The sequence below is a fragment of the Asticcacaulis aquihabitans genome, from assembly GCF_032490435.1.
Classification (GTDB): Bacteria; Pseudomonadota; Alphaproteobacteria; order Caulobacterales; family Caulobacteraceae; genus Asticcacaulis.
On the sequence record NZ_JAVGWM010000001.1, the window covers coordinates 1116411 to 1131401 of the forward strand.

Genomic DNA, 14991 nt, shown 5'->3' on the forward strand with positions numbered 1-14991 from the left:
TCAGATATCTATGGCTACTGGAAGCCGGGCCTAATACAGGTCCCGGCGGTAGCGTCCAGACACCTTGGCCGCATCGACCCAGGCCTGGCCAAGCAACGCCGTCAGGGCCGCCTCGACGCCCAGGCCCATGTAGAGTCCGCCGCACACCATGACGGCGCCATCGTCGCCAAGAAAGGCCGGAATATCCGAACCACGCGCCGTCACCACCGCCTGGACATATTGCCCGTTGCCAGCATCCGGCCGCGAAAAGGCCAGGTCGAGCCGCTCAAACCGCCCGGCGACCTGCCAGCCGCGCATGGCTTCGGCCAAGGCCCCGTCGCGCACCGGATGACGCTCGCCATAAATCAGCCATACCCGACGCCCCGCCTTTGCCGCCTGAAGGATGTGGGCGCGCAGTCCCGCCAGCCCTGATCCCGCCCCGACCAGCAACAATGGCCCCACGCCATCGGGCGCATGGAAATTGCGATGTGCCTTCACACGCATCGGCAGGACATCGCCGGGCCGCAGATCGTTGATCAGCAGGCCCGATCCGTACCCGGGGCTACCGTCGTCGCGCACCACCTGACGGACATAGAGATCAATCCCACCCTCGTCAGGCAGGCTGGCCAGCGAATAGTCGCGGCGATGGCCGTTCGGCGTTACAATCTCGACCAGATCGCCGGCCTGCCAGTCGACCGGCGCGTCGCTCAAAAAGCGCAAATGATAGAGGGGATTGTCGCCGTCGGGATTAAGGCGTGTCCGCGCCGCCAGCCGCCAAGGCTGTGCGGTCGCGTCGGTGTCTTTGGCATCACTCCATCCCTGGCCGCCCAGACTGGCGACCACATCGCGCCACTGCGCCAAGGCCTCTGCGTCAAGATCGTCCGCTTCGATAAGCGGCACAATCGCCACCCCGCCGCAGGCCGTCAGCCAATCGAAGACGCGCCGTCCGAAGGCACAGAACGCGTCATAATTGCGATCGCCGAGCGCCAGTACCGCGATCTGACGACCGCTGAGGTCGAGCCGCTGCGCCATAAGGGTGCGTTCGAAGGTCAGCGCCTCATCCGGCGCATCGCCTTCGCCGGTCGTCGAAGCGACGCACAGAATATATTTCGCCGCCTGCAACTGGCCGCCCGTGACCGCCGATGTCGAGACCGCCCGCACATTGCGCCCCCCGGCCGACAAGGCCTTGGCGGCATGGCGCGCGATCTCTTCCGCCTGCCCGGTCTGGGAGGCATGGAGGACGATGATGTCGCTTGTCCCGCCACCCCTGGACCGGCGCTTCACCACCGCCCACAGGCAGGTGACGGCGAACAGCGCGCCCCAGGCCACGGCCGCCGTCAATCGTCCCGTATCCTGCGTCAAACCCTCGATCATGACCTCTCCCCCGTCATAGCCACGCTTCCAGCGCCGGGCTGAGACAATCGCGAACCGTCGCCCCCTCCCGCAGGGATAGCAGGCAGGGAATATCGTGTTGGGTGGCAAAGGCCAGGGCGCGCGTTCCGCCCATGACCGTCAGGGCCGTAGCTACAGCATCGGCGCGCCAGCACGCCGGATCGAACACCGTGGCGCTGACGACGTCAGACCGGGTCGGCGATTGTGTCGCCCCGTCTATCGTATGGGAATAGAGCTGCCCGCCGTGGCTGAAATGGCGGATGACTTCGCCCGATGTCGCCACCGCCCCGCCGCACAGCGCCGCCACGGTCCGTTTGCCCGATGGCGTTTCAATATCGATCCACCACGGCTGGCCGTCAGCCTGGACACCCCAACCGGCCAACTCACCGCCGATTTCGACCAGGGCAGACCGCACACCCAGCTCGGATTGCACTAGGCGCAAGACCTCATCGACGGCAAATCCCTTGGCGATGGCGCACAGATCGATGCGCACCTCTGACGGCTTGATCATGCCGTCGGCCCGCCAGGCCAGTTCACGCCAACCGCCGGGCTTCAGCGCAGCGATCTCGGCCGGGTCCGGCACGCCCGGCGCCACCGTCTTCGCGCCAAACCCCCACAGTTCGACCGCCGGCAGGATGGCCGGATCGAACGCGCCCTCGGTCAGGGCAGCCATATCCAACGCATCGGCCACCACCGTCATCACGCGGGGCGGCAGGGCCACGAACTGACCCGCCGGGGTCAGATTAAACCGCGTCAGGTCCGAATCGACCCGGTACGGGCTCATTTCCCGATCAATGTCGTCAAGCCGCGCCTGAATGCGTTCGGTCAGGCCCTGCGGCGCAGCGTCGGCATAGAGACGCACCGACCAGCCGGTGGCAAAGGCCCGCCCGGACAGGGCATAGCCTGTCGCGCCGTCCGGACGTGGCGGCACCGCGTCCAGATCGGGGACCAGGACACGACGGTCATAGGCGGTCGCCGCGGTCTGCATTACGGCTTGTACGTCACCTTGACTTCACCAAGCTCGGTCGAACCCTTGGCCTTGCCGGTGGTCGCCTTTGCCGGGTTCCAGGCCAGCGGCACCTTGACCACTTCATGACCCGCCTGCTCACGCGACGCTTCAACGACAAAGCTGTACTGGCCGGGCTTGAGGTTTTTGAACAGGGGCAGATTGCTGTCGAGCGTCAGCGCGTTGCGGCCCGGTGCCCGGGTTGCGCCGGAAAAACCATCGGTCGAGCTCAGGTCGCGGCCGCTCTTGCGCCACCATGACCGCAGATCCTTCAACCATTTCGCGCCCCGGTTTTCCGGCTTCTTGACGTCGTACCACAGGAAGGCATTGCCCAGATGCGCACCGCTGGCGTCCTCGATCCAGCCTGCAACGTAGGGCTTATGATATTCCGCCACCTTTTGTTGCGGAATTTCGACATCGACGACCACCTGGCCGGCAAAGGCCTGGGTCACGGTGAGGCCGGATGCGGCGACGACACCGGCGAGGGTAAGAAATGGCCTGGACAGAAAAGACGGGGAGACAGCGGACATAGGGTGACAAACCTCAGGCATGAACAAACAATAGGAACAGAATAACGGGCACGACCAGCCCGAGCGTGACGAGCGGCCAGGTGATGCGGCGGCCTTTTTCATAGAGCCACAGCAGCCCCAGGCCGGTAACGGCGAAGACGACGCAGGCGATGGCAATCACGTCGATGAACAGCGACCAGACGGGCCCGGAATGGCGGCCCTTATGGAGGTCGTTCAGCACGGCGATGACGCCGCGATCGGTGCGTTCGTAGGTGGCGCGGCCATCGGCGCGGGCGATTTCAAGGGTGGAGTCGACGCCCGGCTCAGGCAAAGCGAGGTAAATCCCCTCCTCATCGGCATCGACCGTGGCGTTGCGGACATCTATGCCGGTGGCGCCGCGAATGGCCTCAGCCTGCACCGCCGTCAGCGGTGTATTGGCGGTCACGCCTGACAGCTTGGCCAGGGCGTCCAGCGGCAACCGCTTTGCGACGGAGGTAATCTTGGGCTTGGCCTCGATCGAAGCGGCATGATTGAGCGTAAACCCCGTCACCGCAAACAGCAGCAATCCGATCAGCGATACGGCCGAACTGATCCAATGCCATTGCCGCAACTGATTGCGCCAGAAGCTGCCCCACTGGATCGGGGATGGCGACGAAGAAAGGGACATGACAGGATGAGGCCGATGTTGATAATCATTCTCATCTAGCAACAAAGAACCGGACTGACAAGCCTCAATGCGAAAAAGGACCAGAGACCTTGTTTATTCCATAATTTCAGAAACAAATTCGCCCACTGGGTTAATTTCACAAAATTCAGAAGTCCCATTAGGCGAAACGCGCTGCCAAAAAGAGGGGCTTTACTTTCGAACCGCCTTGGCGGAGGTCCTTGCCTTGCCCTTTACCGGCGTGAATCGGATCGCCTCGCCGCCGCCGGGCGCCAGGGTGAGCGTGAGCGTATCGGTGCAGGTGACCGCGCGGGTTTCGATCACCATATCGAAGCGCGCATCGCCCTTCAGATCGGCCTTGGGACCGTCGCGATAAATCTGGGCTTCATAGGTCACGCCCGGCGTCAGGAAGGACAGCGGCACGGACAGGGTGCGGGCGTTCTCATCGGTGATAGAACCGATGTACCAGTCTTCGGAATGCCGGTCCTTGCGGGCAAAGGTAACGTAATCGCCGACCTCCCCGTTCAGAACCTGTGTGTCGGCCCAGTCAACCGCCACATCCTTTATGAACTGGAACGCCTTCGGATACTTGTCGTAGTTTTCCGGCAGGTCGGCCGCCATCTGGATCGGCGAATAGAGCACGACATACAGCGCCAATTGCTTCGCCTGGGTCGAATACAGGTCTTTCTTATTGCCCTCCAGGCTCAATATGCCGGGCGTGTAGTCCATCGGTCCGGCCAACATGCGCGTGAACACCAGGTTGACGTCGTGTTCGGGCGGATTGATCGGATTGCCCCAGGCATTGTATTCCTGCCCCCGCGCCCCTTCGCGCGATACCCAGTTGGGATAGGTCCGGCGCAGGCCCGTATCCTTGACCGGTTCATGGGTATCGATGGCCACATGATATTTCGCCGCGGTGATGACGTTTTTCAGATAATGCTGCACCGCCTGCTGGCTATCGGTATTGCCGTAGAAAATGCTGCCGTCGGGGGCGCGCATCCGCGCCGCGCCGAACTCATGGACATAGCCGGTCTTCACGCTGTCTATGCCTAAGGACTGATCCAGTTTCAGGGCGTCGTCCATCTGGTCTTCATAATGGGCGATATTGCCGCCGGTCTCGTGATGGCCGATCAGGTGCACGCCCTTTTTCAGACCATAGGCCGATACCGCCTTGATGTCGAAATCGGGATAGGGCTCGGTGTAGGAAAAGTCGGCGCCGTTACCGTACCACGTGCCGTCCCATCCCTTGTTCCAGCCTTCGACCAACACGCCGCGGAAGCCGTTTTTCGCCGCGAAATCGATATAGTGCTCGGCGTTGGCGGTGGTGGCGCCATGCCTGGGGCCGGAGCTCCACGTCGCCTTGTCCAGGTGCATTTCCCACCAGATGCCGACATATTTGTACGGCTTGACCCAAGATACGTCACCCAGCGCGTTCGGCGCATTGAGGTTCAGCTCAATGTTCGACATGGGCAGGTCGGTCGCCGTGTTGGAAATGATCATCGTGCGCCACGGCGTATTGAAGGGCGCCTGACGCACCACCGCCGGCCCCAGGCTGGACGGCGCCAGTTGCGCGCGCAAGGTCTGTCCGTCGGTTCGGCGCAGCCAGATGGCGGCATAGTCAACCAGGGCGGCCTCGTGTATCGAAATATAGGTGCCGGTTTGCGTCTTGAGCGTCACCGGGGTCTGGGCCTGGCTGACCTGGTCCAGAGGTGTCTGCTTGTAGAGATATTCCAGATTGGACAGCTCGCCGCCCAATGCCCACCAGGCGGTCGCCATGTCGGCGACATGGAACTCCGTCAACTCATCGGTGATGCGCACCTCACGCAGTTGCGACTGGTCGGGAAATTCATAGCGGAACCCAACCCCGTCGTCGAAGACGCGGAACACGACCGCCAAACGCCGATTACCCTGGGCGGCCTGGACCGCCTCGACGCGGACCTCGTTATAGTGGTCGCGGACGAACTGGCGCTCCCCCCAGGGCTGTTCCCACGTCTCGTCATGCGACGCGTGGGTGATGGCCCCCGCCGCGAAGCCGCCGTCCAGTTTCGGCGTATTGGCCAGAACGAACCCGAGGCGCGATGGCGCAATAACCAGCTTACCCGCCCGCGTAACGGCATAGGACAGACGCCCTTCGCCATCGATGGATATATCGACATGCAACTGGCCATTGGGCGATTCCGCCGACGCCACGACATTCTGAACCACAGCCGATGCACTGACCGCGTCGGCATGGGCCTGTGCCAGACCGGCGCCAAGCGCCAGAAGGCAGGCAGAGGTGAAAACTACGCTGAGCTTGAGCCCCATGATCTGTCCTGTTCCCATACGGGGCGCGGATACAAAACCGCCGCCCCTTTTATATATTGTTGGCCGCCATCATTAAATGATGCGCGTCATATCGAAAAGCCTTTAAACTGAAATCCATACCTATTCAGTTTAGGCATCCCCGCAGGCCGCAACCTGCCGTCAGTGCCGCCGAATATTCAATCCGCCACACGATTCGCGGATCACCAATTGGGTCGGCATGCGCGTCAGATGGACAGGCTCGTTTTCGATCAGGCAACTGAGGCCGTCGATGAGCGCGCGGGCGGCCGCCCCGGTATCCTGGCGAACAGTCGAAAGCGAGGGCGACAGGGACGAACAGACCCATAGATCGTCGAACCCCATAACCGACACATCTTCCGGCACGCGCAGGCCGCGCCGGATCAGTTGCTGCATGGCGCCCATGGCCAGTAGGTCCGTGGCGCAAAACACCGCGTCGAACCTGATGCCATCGTCCAGCATGGAATCCACCGCCGCCACAGCTTCCTCACGTTCCAGGAAGACGTCACCATGCAGGGCGTCCTCGACCGGCAGTCCCGCTTCGGTCAGGGCGCGGCAATAGCCTTCGTAACGCTCTTTGAATTCCGGGTGCTCGGGCGCCGACTTGCCCAGATAGGCGATGCGCGTCCGCCCAAGCCCGACAAGGTGGCGGACCGCGTCATAGGCCCCGCCCTCATTGTCGGAACCGATACACAGCTTGGCGCAGTCCGGCCGGTCGACGCCCCAGACGACCCAGGGGTCACCGACCGCATTGAGGTATTCGAACTTATGGGTATAGGACTCATAGTCCTTGCAGCCGAGGAAAATGATGCCGTCGGCGCGGCGCGAAAAGCCGTAGTCCGTCCCCCAGTCGTCGCTTTGCTGCTGAAGCGATACCAGAACCTCGTAACCCTTCTGACCGGCATATTTCAGGATCGATCCGATCAGCGGCAAAAAGAAGGGATTGATCGGATTGTCGGTCTGGTCGAGGTCTTCCGAAATCAGGACGGCCAGGGTGTGAATCTTCTTGGAACGCACCCGGCGCGCGCTGAGATCGACCTTGTCATTCAGCGCCCGCGATACCGTGGTATGGGAAACGCCCGTCATGGCGGCGATATCGAGCGATGGCGGTCGTTTCGTACCCATGCGCTATCCTGCCGCCCGCAGCGCACCGATGCGCCCGACAAAGGCGTCATGCGCCGGCAATCCATTTACCCGGTCGGTAATGCCGGTGCGAATCCGGGCCAGGCGCTGGCGCAGAGCGTCTTCCGATATGGTGTCGGCCAGCGGGTGGTAATTGTCGGGGAACAGCCCCTGCCCCACCAACACCGCGAACCAGCTCGCTTCCTTGAGCAGCTCATGAGGTTGCACGTGTATATGCCCCGTCGTCTTGAATATTTCCAGACGATGCTTCAGGCTGTCGGGAATATCCATGTACTTGCAGCGTTTCCAGAAGGGCGTGTCTTCACGTCCCGTCACCTTGTAGTGCGCGATCAGGAAATCCTTCACGTTCACATAGTCGGCGAGGATATCACGGTTGAACTGATCGATCACGCTCTGATGCACGCCAAATTTGGGGAACATCCCGATCAGCTTGGTGATGACCGACTGGGTCAGGTGGATGGAGGTCGATTCCAGCGGCTCCAGGAACCCGGAGGCTAATCCCACGGCAATGACGTTCTTGTCCCAGATCTTGCGGCGATGACCGGTGGTAAAACGCAGGACCTTCGGATCTTTCTGCGCGGCACCGTCGAGGCGCCCCAGAAGGTTTTCGCACGCTGCATCCTCGCTGATGAAGTCAGAGCAGAAGACGTAGCCATTGCCGGTGCGGTGTTGCAACGGAATCCGCCACTGCCAGCCCGCCTCCTGCGCCGTCGATGTCGTATAGGGCGTGAGCGGCCCCGGAGTCCTGTCGCAAGGCACGGCGGCGGCACGGTCACACGGCAGCCACTCGCTCCAGTTCTCGTAACCCGCCTTCAGCGTCTCCTCGATCAACAGGCCGCGAAAGCCGGAGCAGTCGATAAACAGGTCGCCCGCTATGGTCGGCCCCTCTTTCAGACGTACGCCAGTGACGAAGCCGCTTTCGGCATCCTGATCGACGGCGACCACCATACCTTCGACCCGCTTCACGCCGCGCTTTTGGGCGTACTTGCCCAAATAGGCGGCGTAAAGGGCGGCGTCGAACTGAAACGCGTAGTTGATACTGTATTTTTCGCGTCCATCGGCGGGTGGCGTCCGGCCGAAGCGGTTGTCGCTGGCGGCCATGGTTTCGACATTGAACCGGCCAAAATCGAAATTGCCGCTCAGGCGGGCAAATCGCATCCAGAAATGCGGAAAACCGATCCCGTCCATGTCCTGGCCCATGAAGCCGAACGGGTGGAAATAGCTCGACCCCGGCATGAACCAGCTGTTGAAACGGATGCCGAGCTTGAAGGTCGCATTGGTTTCGCGGATGAATTCATCCTCGTCCAGTTCGAGAACGCTGTTGAACATCTGGATCGGCGGAATGGTCGCCTCTCCGACCCCGACCGTGCCGATCTGTTCGGATTCGATCAGCGTGATGTCATAGGCCTGCGTGCCCATGGTCTTGGCCAACATAGCTGCGGTCATCCAGCCAGCGGTGCCGCCGCCGACGATGACCACCTTGGTGATCAGTTTATTCATTTATGTCTCCCCAGAACCACCAATGTGCACCGAAACGCAACGTCCGGAAAGTCCCTTTTGGAAACGGCAAAAGCGGAACCGCATTCAAAGTATCAATCGGCGCCCAGGGCCGCCTTACGCGCGGCGGGCTTGCGGCCGGGCCTGACCGGTGCGGCCTCGCCGTCTGGCATCAGACCGAAATCGGGCTGATAGATGCGCAGCCGATTGAGAATCGCCGTCTGCGCCGCCGACGTGATGTGCTTTTGCATGACCGCCGACTTGACGGCCCGCGCCATGACGACCGCGCCGGACAAGTCAGCCAGCAGCGCAGCCGCCTGGTTCATGGCCTCTTCCGGAGCGAAGGCCATCTGGCGGAACTGGTCGGCGATCAGCTTTTGCAAGGTGGTGACACCGACCTCGAACCGCTTGCGCGCCTCGGGTTCCAGACGCGCGACATCTCCGGCGGTGGCCGGAATGGCACAGCCCTGGCCCGGCTTGTTGTAATGGGCCGGTGACAGGTAATAGGTGATATAGGCCATCAGCGCCGCCTGTGGCTCCAGCCCCCGCGTCCGCATCTGAAACCGCTCGCAGGTGCGTTCGAACATCACGTCTATGGCCTGGGCGATCAGGTCGTCCTTGGAGGCGAAATGGGCATAAAATCCGCCATGGGTCAGGCCCTGGCGCTTCATCAGCGTGACAACGCTGAGGCCGTGCGGCCCTTCTTCGCGCAGCATGATCGCCGCTTCGGTCAGAAGCCGCACACGGGTCCGTGCCTTGTGCTCGGTGTCGTAACGCATAGTCCATCCCGGAAAGTCTGAGGCAGAGTCGTGTTTTTCAACCGCTTGTCAAGCGGCCATGGGCGACGTCCGCGCCAGGTCATCTTACCGCTCCAGCTTCGCCGCCAGGATGATCGAGGTCGTCGTTCGCTCCACGCCTTCGAGGAGCCCGATGCGATTGATCAGCTCATTCATTTCGATGCTGTCGGCCGCCTCGACCAGGACGATGATGTCGTACTCGCCGCTAATCGCATACACCGCCGACACTTCCGGAATGTCAGGCAGCTTCATTTCGACTTCCTGACACAGGCGCGGCAGGGTCTTGATCATGACGTGCGCACGCAGCCGGGTCTTGGAATAGGCCTGCCCCAGCCGCACGGTATAGCCGTCGATGACGCCTTCGCTTTCAAGCCGCTCCAATCGCGCATAGACCTGGGCGCGGGGAATATCGAGCATGGTCGCCAGTTGCGACACCGGCAGGCGCGAGTTTTCACGCAAGGCAGCCATCAGCTTGCGGTCTATGGCGTCAAGCTCGGCGGCAGGGCCTTTTCTGGTCATTTCAGCGTTTCGTCAACATAGATCGCGGTTTGGATAACAGGGGAATCGGAAGAGACCGCCCCACGATACATGCCCAGATCGTTTATAGCAAAGCTTGCCTTTCCCGACGCATCCATGGCGATCAGGCCACCGTCGCCGCCGATCGAGCCGATCGACAGGATGGTGTCATTGGCCGCCGCATCGATGCCTTGGTGGTTCCAGCGCACACGGTCGCATACCTGACGACCGGCCGAATCCCGAATGAAGAACTCGCCTGTTCCGGTGGCCGATACGGCGCAATCACCGTTGCGCGCATAGGTGCCTGCGCCGATCAGGGGGGAATCGCCGATGCGGCCCCACTGCTTACCCGTCAGGCCGCCGGTCGAGGTCGCCGCCGCCAGATTGCCGTCAGAATCGACCGCCACCGCACCGACCGTGCCGTACATGTGCGTCGGATTGATCATGGCCTGATGGTCCTTCTTCCAATCCACCAGCATCTGTTCGCGTTCCGGTGTATGGAAATAAATCGGATCGACCTGCGCAAGACCCTGGGCTTTCGCGAAGGCGTCGGCGCCCTCTCCGGCCAGGAAGACATGGCGGGTCTTATCCATCACTGCGCGGGCGGCGAGGATCGGGTTCTTGGTGCGCGTCAAGGCGGCGACGGCGCCGGCCTTCTGGGTCGCACCATCCATGACAGCGGCGTCCAGATAGACATTGCCGTCGGCGGCGATGGCCGCGCCCTTGCCGGCATTAAACAGCGGATTGTCTTCCAGAACCATGACGGCGGCCTGGGTGGCGTCCAGAGCAGTGCCGCCCTTTTCCAGCACGTCCTGGCCGGCCTTCAGCGCCTGGCTAAGCCCGCCGCGGTAAGCCGCGTCCTTTTCCGGCGTCAGGTCGGCGCGGTCGATGATTCCTGCGCCACCGTGGATGGCCAGCGACCAGTGGACGCGCTTGCTCAGAACGCCGTCCTTGACGTCGTAAATCCGGGTGAAGGCCGGCAAACCAACCTCCAGCGTCCTGACATTAAAGGTGCTGGTCTTGCCGATGCCGGTGACATGCACATTGGCGATATTCAGCGGCTTGCCAGGCGCCAGATCATGGACCTCTCCGCCTTGCACCAGCCACGCATGACCATCCGTGTTGGAATGCACACGCGCCGTTCCGTCGCTTTCAACCGTCATGGCGGCGGCCTCGTCAATGCCGAGTCCGACCAGCGGACGCGCGTAACGCTTATTGGGCGCGGCCCGCAGCTGTTCCGCCTTGACCACGAAAGCGATGAGGCGCCCCAGACGGTCGCGAACCTCGAAATGGCTGTCGGTGACAATATCGGCCAGAAGCGCCGAATGCAGGAAATCCCCTTCGATCGTATTGGCGGCGCCCAGCGGGTCACTCATCGCCTCCTTGGAAGTGATACTGCCGCCATCCATCGCCCCGTAAAGCCACGATCCCTGCACAGCCAGCCCGGCGGAGGTGCCACCAAGCGGCTTACCCGCGGCGACGTGGGCGTCCAGCGCGGCATTGAGCGGCGTGCCCTTCCACATACGGACATAGTTCGATTGATCGCCACCGGCCAGGAAAATGCCGTCGGCCGACTTGATCGCCGCCAGCAGCTTCGCGTCATAGGCCGCCTTACGGTCAGTGAACAGGAAGGTGCGTACACTCGTGACACCCTTTACATGATTATAGAATTCGTCCTGGCTTTCGGTCGTGCCCGATGCCCGCAGCACAACAATATGGCCGTGGCCGGAATGGGCGGTGAACCAACGGAAGGCATCGAGCGCCCAGTCCCCGCCCCCGCTCAGCAGAAAGCCGCCCTTGACCGGATCGGGGGTCGGCTTGGCTTCATCACCGATCACGAAGGTCTTGTAGCCCGGCCCACCCGTCCAGGTTTTGGTCGCCGCGTCAGCAACATTACCGAGATTTAAGGCCAAAAAGGCAAAACTGAAGGTGAGAATCAGGCGACGCATGGGGGCTCCTGCAGGGGAATGGCGGCGAAGTCGCGCAAATTAGTGCGCAAATGCAACATATCGCCGCAACTGTGATCTCAAATTCAAATTATGGCAACAATTTGATTGCCAAGATTGACACATTGATGTCAGTTTTCAGCAAGTTTTTGCGAAAATGGTGCAATTTGATACTATTTTTTCGCGCGCTTTAGGATTTGCAACCGCGAACACCTCACATTCAAGGAGCCGGCGACATGACGAAATCGAGATCTCACTCCAGATTTAGGCACCTATGCAAGCTGACCTTGCTGGCCGGTTGCAGCCTTTATGGGCTTACCGCAACCGCCCATGCGCAAACGACCACATCCGATAGCACGCCTGCCGAAGAAACGACAACCATTACCGTACTGGGCTCACGCATTCCGCGCACCCAGAAGGAAGGCCCCGCTCCGGTCACCGTGATCACATCCAGTGATATCAGCGCCCGCGGCTTTGCCAGCGTGCCGGATATCTTGAAGTCGGTCACGCAAAACAGCGGTGAAACCTTAAGTCAGCAATCCTACGGTGGCGCCATCATGACACCGGGTTCGGCGCAGGTCGATCTGCGTGGCCTCGGCCCTAACCACACGCTGATCATGATCAACGGCCGTCGCGTGGCGGACTTCCCGATGCCGTTTAACGGATTGAGCAACTTCACCGATATTTCCAATATTCCGGCCGCCCTCATCGACCGAGTCGAAGTTTTGTCAGGTTCGGCCTCCGCCATCTATGGTTCGGACGCCATCGCCGGCGTCGTGAACTTCACCTTGAAGAAAAACGTTGAGGACACCACACTCAACTATCGCTACGGCATGACCCAGCACGGTGGGGGTGCCAGCCACCGCCTCTCACTGGCGACCGGATTTAATAAAGACCGCCTGAGCATTTCCTTTGGCGCGCAATACGATAAGCAAGACCCTCTATGGGCCTTTGATCGCAAAATTCAGGATTCCCGCGACGACGCGCCGACAGCGCGCGCCCGTTATCCATTCAAGGTGGCGCAGCGCTATGACGAAGACGCCTCCACCGCCACTGAGGGCGGAACGAACTGTTCTGGTCTGACACAGCTGGCCGGCGGTACGGTCACCAAAACAACGGATCGGTTTGGTGATTATTATTGCGCCTCGCCTACGGCTGTTTCCTACGGCACTATTCTGTCGCAAAGGGAAGCGCTCAACACCTTCACCAACATCAATTATCAGCTCAACGATAAGACAAGCCTGTTCGCAGAAGTGTCCCTTGGCACCAGCGATACAGCCCTGATGAACGATGTCACCTACTGGCGCTATCAACTGGCCGATGGCAGCAAGGCCGACTTCTACAATGAATACTCCGGCAGCTATGAAAACTGGGCGCGTGTGTTCATGCCAGAGGAGATGGGCGGTCTGAAAAAAGGCATGATCACCAACCACTCATCGACCATCTCGGTGTCACCGGGCATTCGCGGACAGTTTGGCGACCAGTGGACCTATGAAGCCGCTTTGAATTATTCGCAATATTCCAGCACGATCAAAATTCCGCAGATTGTTGCCAGCAAGGCCAATGCCTACTATCTGGGCGCATCTCTGGGCGTGGATTCGGATGGTTACGATATCTTCAACGCTGATCCTGCCAAACTGTTCACGGCTCTGACACCGGCACAATATGACTCCATTTCCGAAGAAGCCCGCACCAACGCCAAGGCCACGACGAAGGGCGTCTCTCTTACGCTGAACCACCCGGATATCTTCGATCTGCCCGCCGGTCCGGTCGGCTTTGCCGTCGTCGCCGAACTCGACCATCAGAACTACTTGGTCAATCCAAATCCAGAAGCGACGAACTTTGGCTATTACTACCAATATGCCGCAACCTCAGGCGCGGGTGAACGCAGTCACCAGGCCCTCGGCGTCGAATTCAACCTGCCCCTGCTCTCGACATTGCAAGGCAGCCTCGCCACGCGCTATGATCAATATAAGTATGACGGTCACACAATCGGCAAACTCACCTACAATGCGGGCCTTGAATATCGCCCCGTCAAAGAGGTGCTGCTACGTGCCGCTTATGGCACGGGTTTCCGCGCCCCGGATCTGCACTATGTTTTCGCCAATCTCGATCTCTTCCATCCGTCGGTCACCGACTATTACAAGTGTCGCACCGAAGAGCCTGGCACCGATTATTCCGACTGCTCCTACGCCGACGAGGACATTTTAAAGCATCGTGAAGGCAACCGGAAGCTGAAGCCGGAAACCTCATCCTCGTACAATTATGGCGCGGTCTGGCAGCCTAACCGTTATTTCGACATCTCTGTTGATTACTTCAACGTCGACATGAGGGATCAGGTCAATGACATGAGCCTTGATCAGGTGCTGCGAGATGAGGCCGATTGCCGGGTCGGCACCACCGACACAGGCACTGCCGTCAATAGCAGCTCTCCGACCTGCGTTGACGCCCTGTCTCGCGTGCATCGCGACAAGGATGGCAATATTTCCTATGTGTATATCAACCCCATCAACGTCTCGAATGAAAAGACCGATGGCATTGACGTGGAAATGCACGCCCTGTGGCCAACCCCCTACGGTCAGTTCAAACTGTCTGCTGGCCATACCCACGTCCTGAACCACACGTCCGTCCAGTATGCTGGCGACGCCGAGGTTGATCGCCTGGCGCAGGATAGCGGCTACTACATTCCGCGTGACAAGACCAACATGGCGCTGACCTGGTCGCTGGCGCCGGTATCCGTTACCGTGTCGGGCACCCGTATTGGCCGCCTGCCCAACTATGATGAAGATGCATGGGTGAAGCCTTGGACCCTCTATAATGCAACGGCGCTCTGGGACATCACGCCGTCCGTGAAAGCGACCCTGACCATCAATAACCTTCTCGACACCAAGCCGGCCAAAGACAATACCTGGGCGAGCTACCCCTACTACAATTCCAACTGGTACGATTCCGTGGGACGTAGCGCCTATTTCGAACTCAGCTACAAGTTCCACTAAGGTTTTGTTGCTTTAACCAGAAAGGCCGGCGAGTTCCCCTCGCCGGCCTTTTTCTTTGTCAATGACGGCTATTCAATAGTCTGCTCTTCAAACCTTAGAAAGATTTTCAGACTCATCGTCTGATATAATTCAACGAGCGAGCCCCATCCTCGGAAATGGCGCGGAAATTGGCCTACCATCATATTGATCAATGGAGAGATAGTTTGCTGTTTCCAGGATAGGTTTCT

General features: G+C 60.4%; 11 protein-coding genes. 1 reads left to right on the forward strand and 10 read right to left on the reverse strand.

Annotated features, from left to right (window positions below; all coding sequences use genetic code 11):
* Positions 1-30: 30 nt before the first annotated feature.
* The 10 genes from RCJ00_RS05335 to RCJ00_RS05380 form a co-directional block, all read right to left on the reverse strand.
* On the reverse strand, positions 31-1353 hold the full coding sequence (locus tag RCJ00_RS05335) for an NADPH cytochrome P450 oxidoreductase family protein (protein ID WP_316220712.1): 1323 nt from the start codon (positions 1351-1353) through the stop codon (positions 31-33).
* 13 nt (positions 1354-1366) lie between these two features.
* Positions 1367-2359, reverse strand: a complete 993-nt coding sequence (locus RCJ00_RS05340) for an FAD:protein FMN transferase (protein ID WP_316220714.1) — start codon at positions 2357-2359, stop codon at positions 1367-1369.
* Entirely contained in the window at positions 2359-2907 is a 549-nt protein-coding gene (locus tag RCJ00_RS05345; RefSeq protein ID WP_316220715.1) for a DUF2271 domain-containing protein, read from the reverse strand. Before RCJ00_RS05345 ends, RCJ00_RS05340 begins: the two co-directional genes overlap by 1 nt.
* 13 nt (positions 2908-2920) lie before the next feature.
* Positions 2921-3553, reverse strand: coding sequence for a PepSY-associated TM helix domain-containing protein (locus RCJ00_RS05350; protein ID WP_316220716.1), 633 nt, complete (start codon positions 3551-3553; stop codon positions 2921-2923).
* Between the two features lie 189 nt (positions 3554-3742).
* Positions 3743-5854, reverse strand: coding sequence for a glycoside hydrolase family 97 protein (locus RCJ00_RS05355; RefSeq protein ID WP_316220718.1), 2112 nt, complete (start codon positions 5852-5854; stop codon positions 3743-3745).
* A 159-nt stretch (positions 5855-6013) separates the two neighbouring features.
* Positions 6014-6994 carry a LacI family DNA-binding transcriptional regulator gene (locus RCJ00_RS05360; RefSeq protein ID WP_316220719.1) on the reverse strand — a complete coding sequence of 327 codons (981 nt, stop codon included), beginning with the start codon at positions 6992-6994 and terminating at the stop codon, positions 6014-6016.
* Positions 6995-6997: 3 nt separating this feature from the next.
* Positions 6998-8512 carry a tryptophan halogenase family protein gene (locus RCJ00_RS05365; RefSeq protein WP_316220720.1) on the reverse strand — a complete coding sequence of 505 codons (1515 nt, stop codon included), beginning with the start codon at positions 8510-8512 and terminating at the stop codon, positions 6998-7000.
* Positions 8513-8604: 92 nt separating this feature from the next.
* Positions 8605-9288 (reverse strand): TetR/AcrR family transcriptional regulator, encoded by a 684-nt coding sequence (locus RCJ00_RS05370; RefSeq protein ID WP_316220721.1) that lies wholly within the window; start codon positions 9286-9288, stop codon positions 8605-8607.
* Positions 9289-9372: 84 nt separating this feature from the next.
* Positions 9373-9825 carry an Lrp/AsnC family transcriptional regulator gene (locus tag RCJ00_RS05375; protein ID WP_316220722.1) on the reverse strand — a complete coding sequence of 151 codons (453 nt, stop codon included), beginning with the start codon at positions 9823-9825 and terminating at the stop codon, positions 9373-9375.
* Positions 9822-11771 (reverse strand): isoaspartyl peptidase/L-asparaginase, encoded by a 1950-nt coding sequence (locus RCJ00_RS05380; protein ID WP_316220723.1) that lies wholly within the window; start codon positions 11769-11771, stop codon positions 9822-9824. The genes RCJ00_RS05375 and RCJ00_RS05380 overlap by 4 nt, the downstream gene beginning before the upstream one ends.
* A gap of 233 nt (positions 11772-12004) precedes the next feature.
* Between RCJ00_RS05380 and RCJ00_RS05385 the strand changes: the two genes are divergently transcribed.
* Positions 12005-14764 (forward strand): TonB-dependent receptor domain-containing protein, encoded by a 2760-nt coding sequence (locus RCJ00_RS05385; RefSeq protein ID WP_316220724.1) that lies wholly within the window; start codon positions 12005-12007, stop codon positions 14762-14764.
* Positions 14765-14991: the final 227 nt, after the last annotated feature.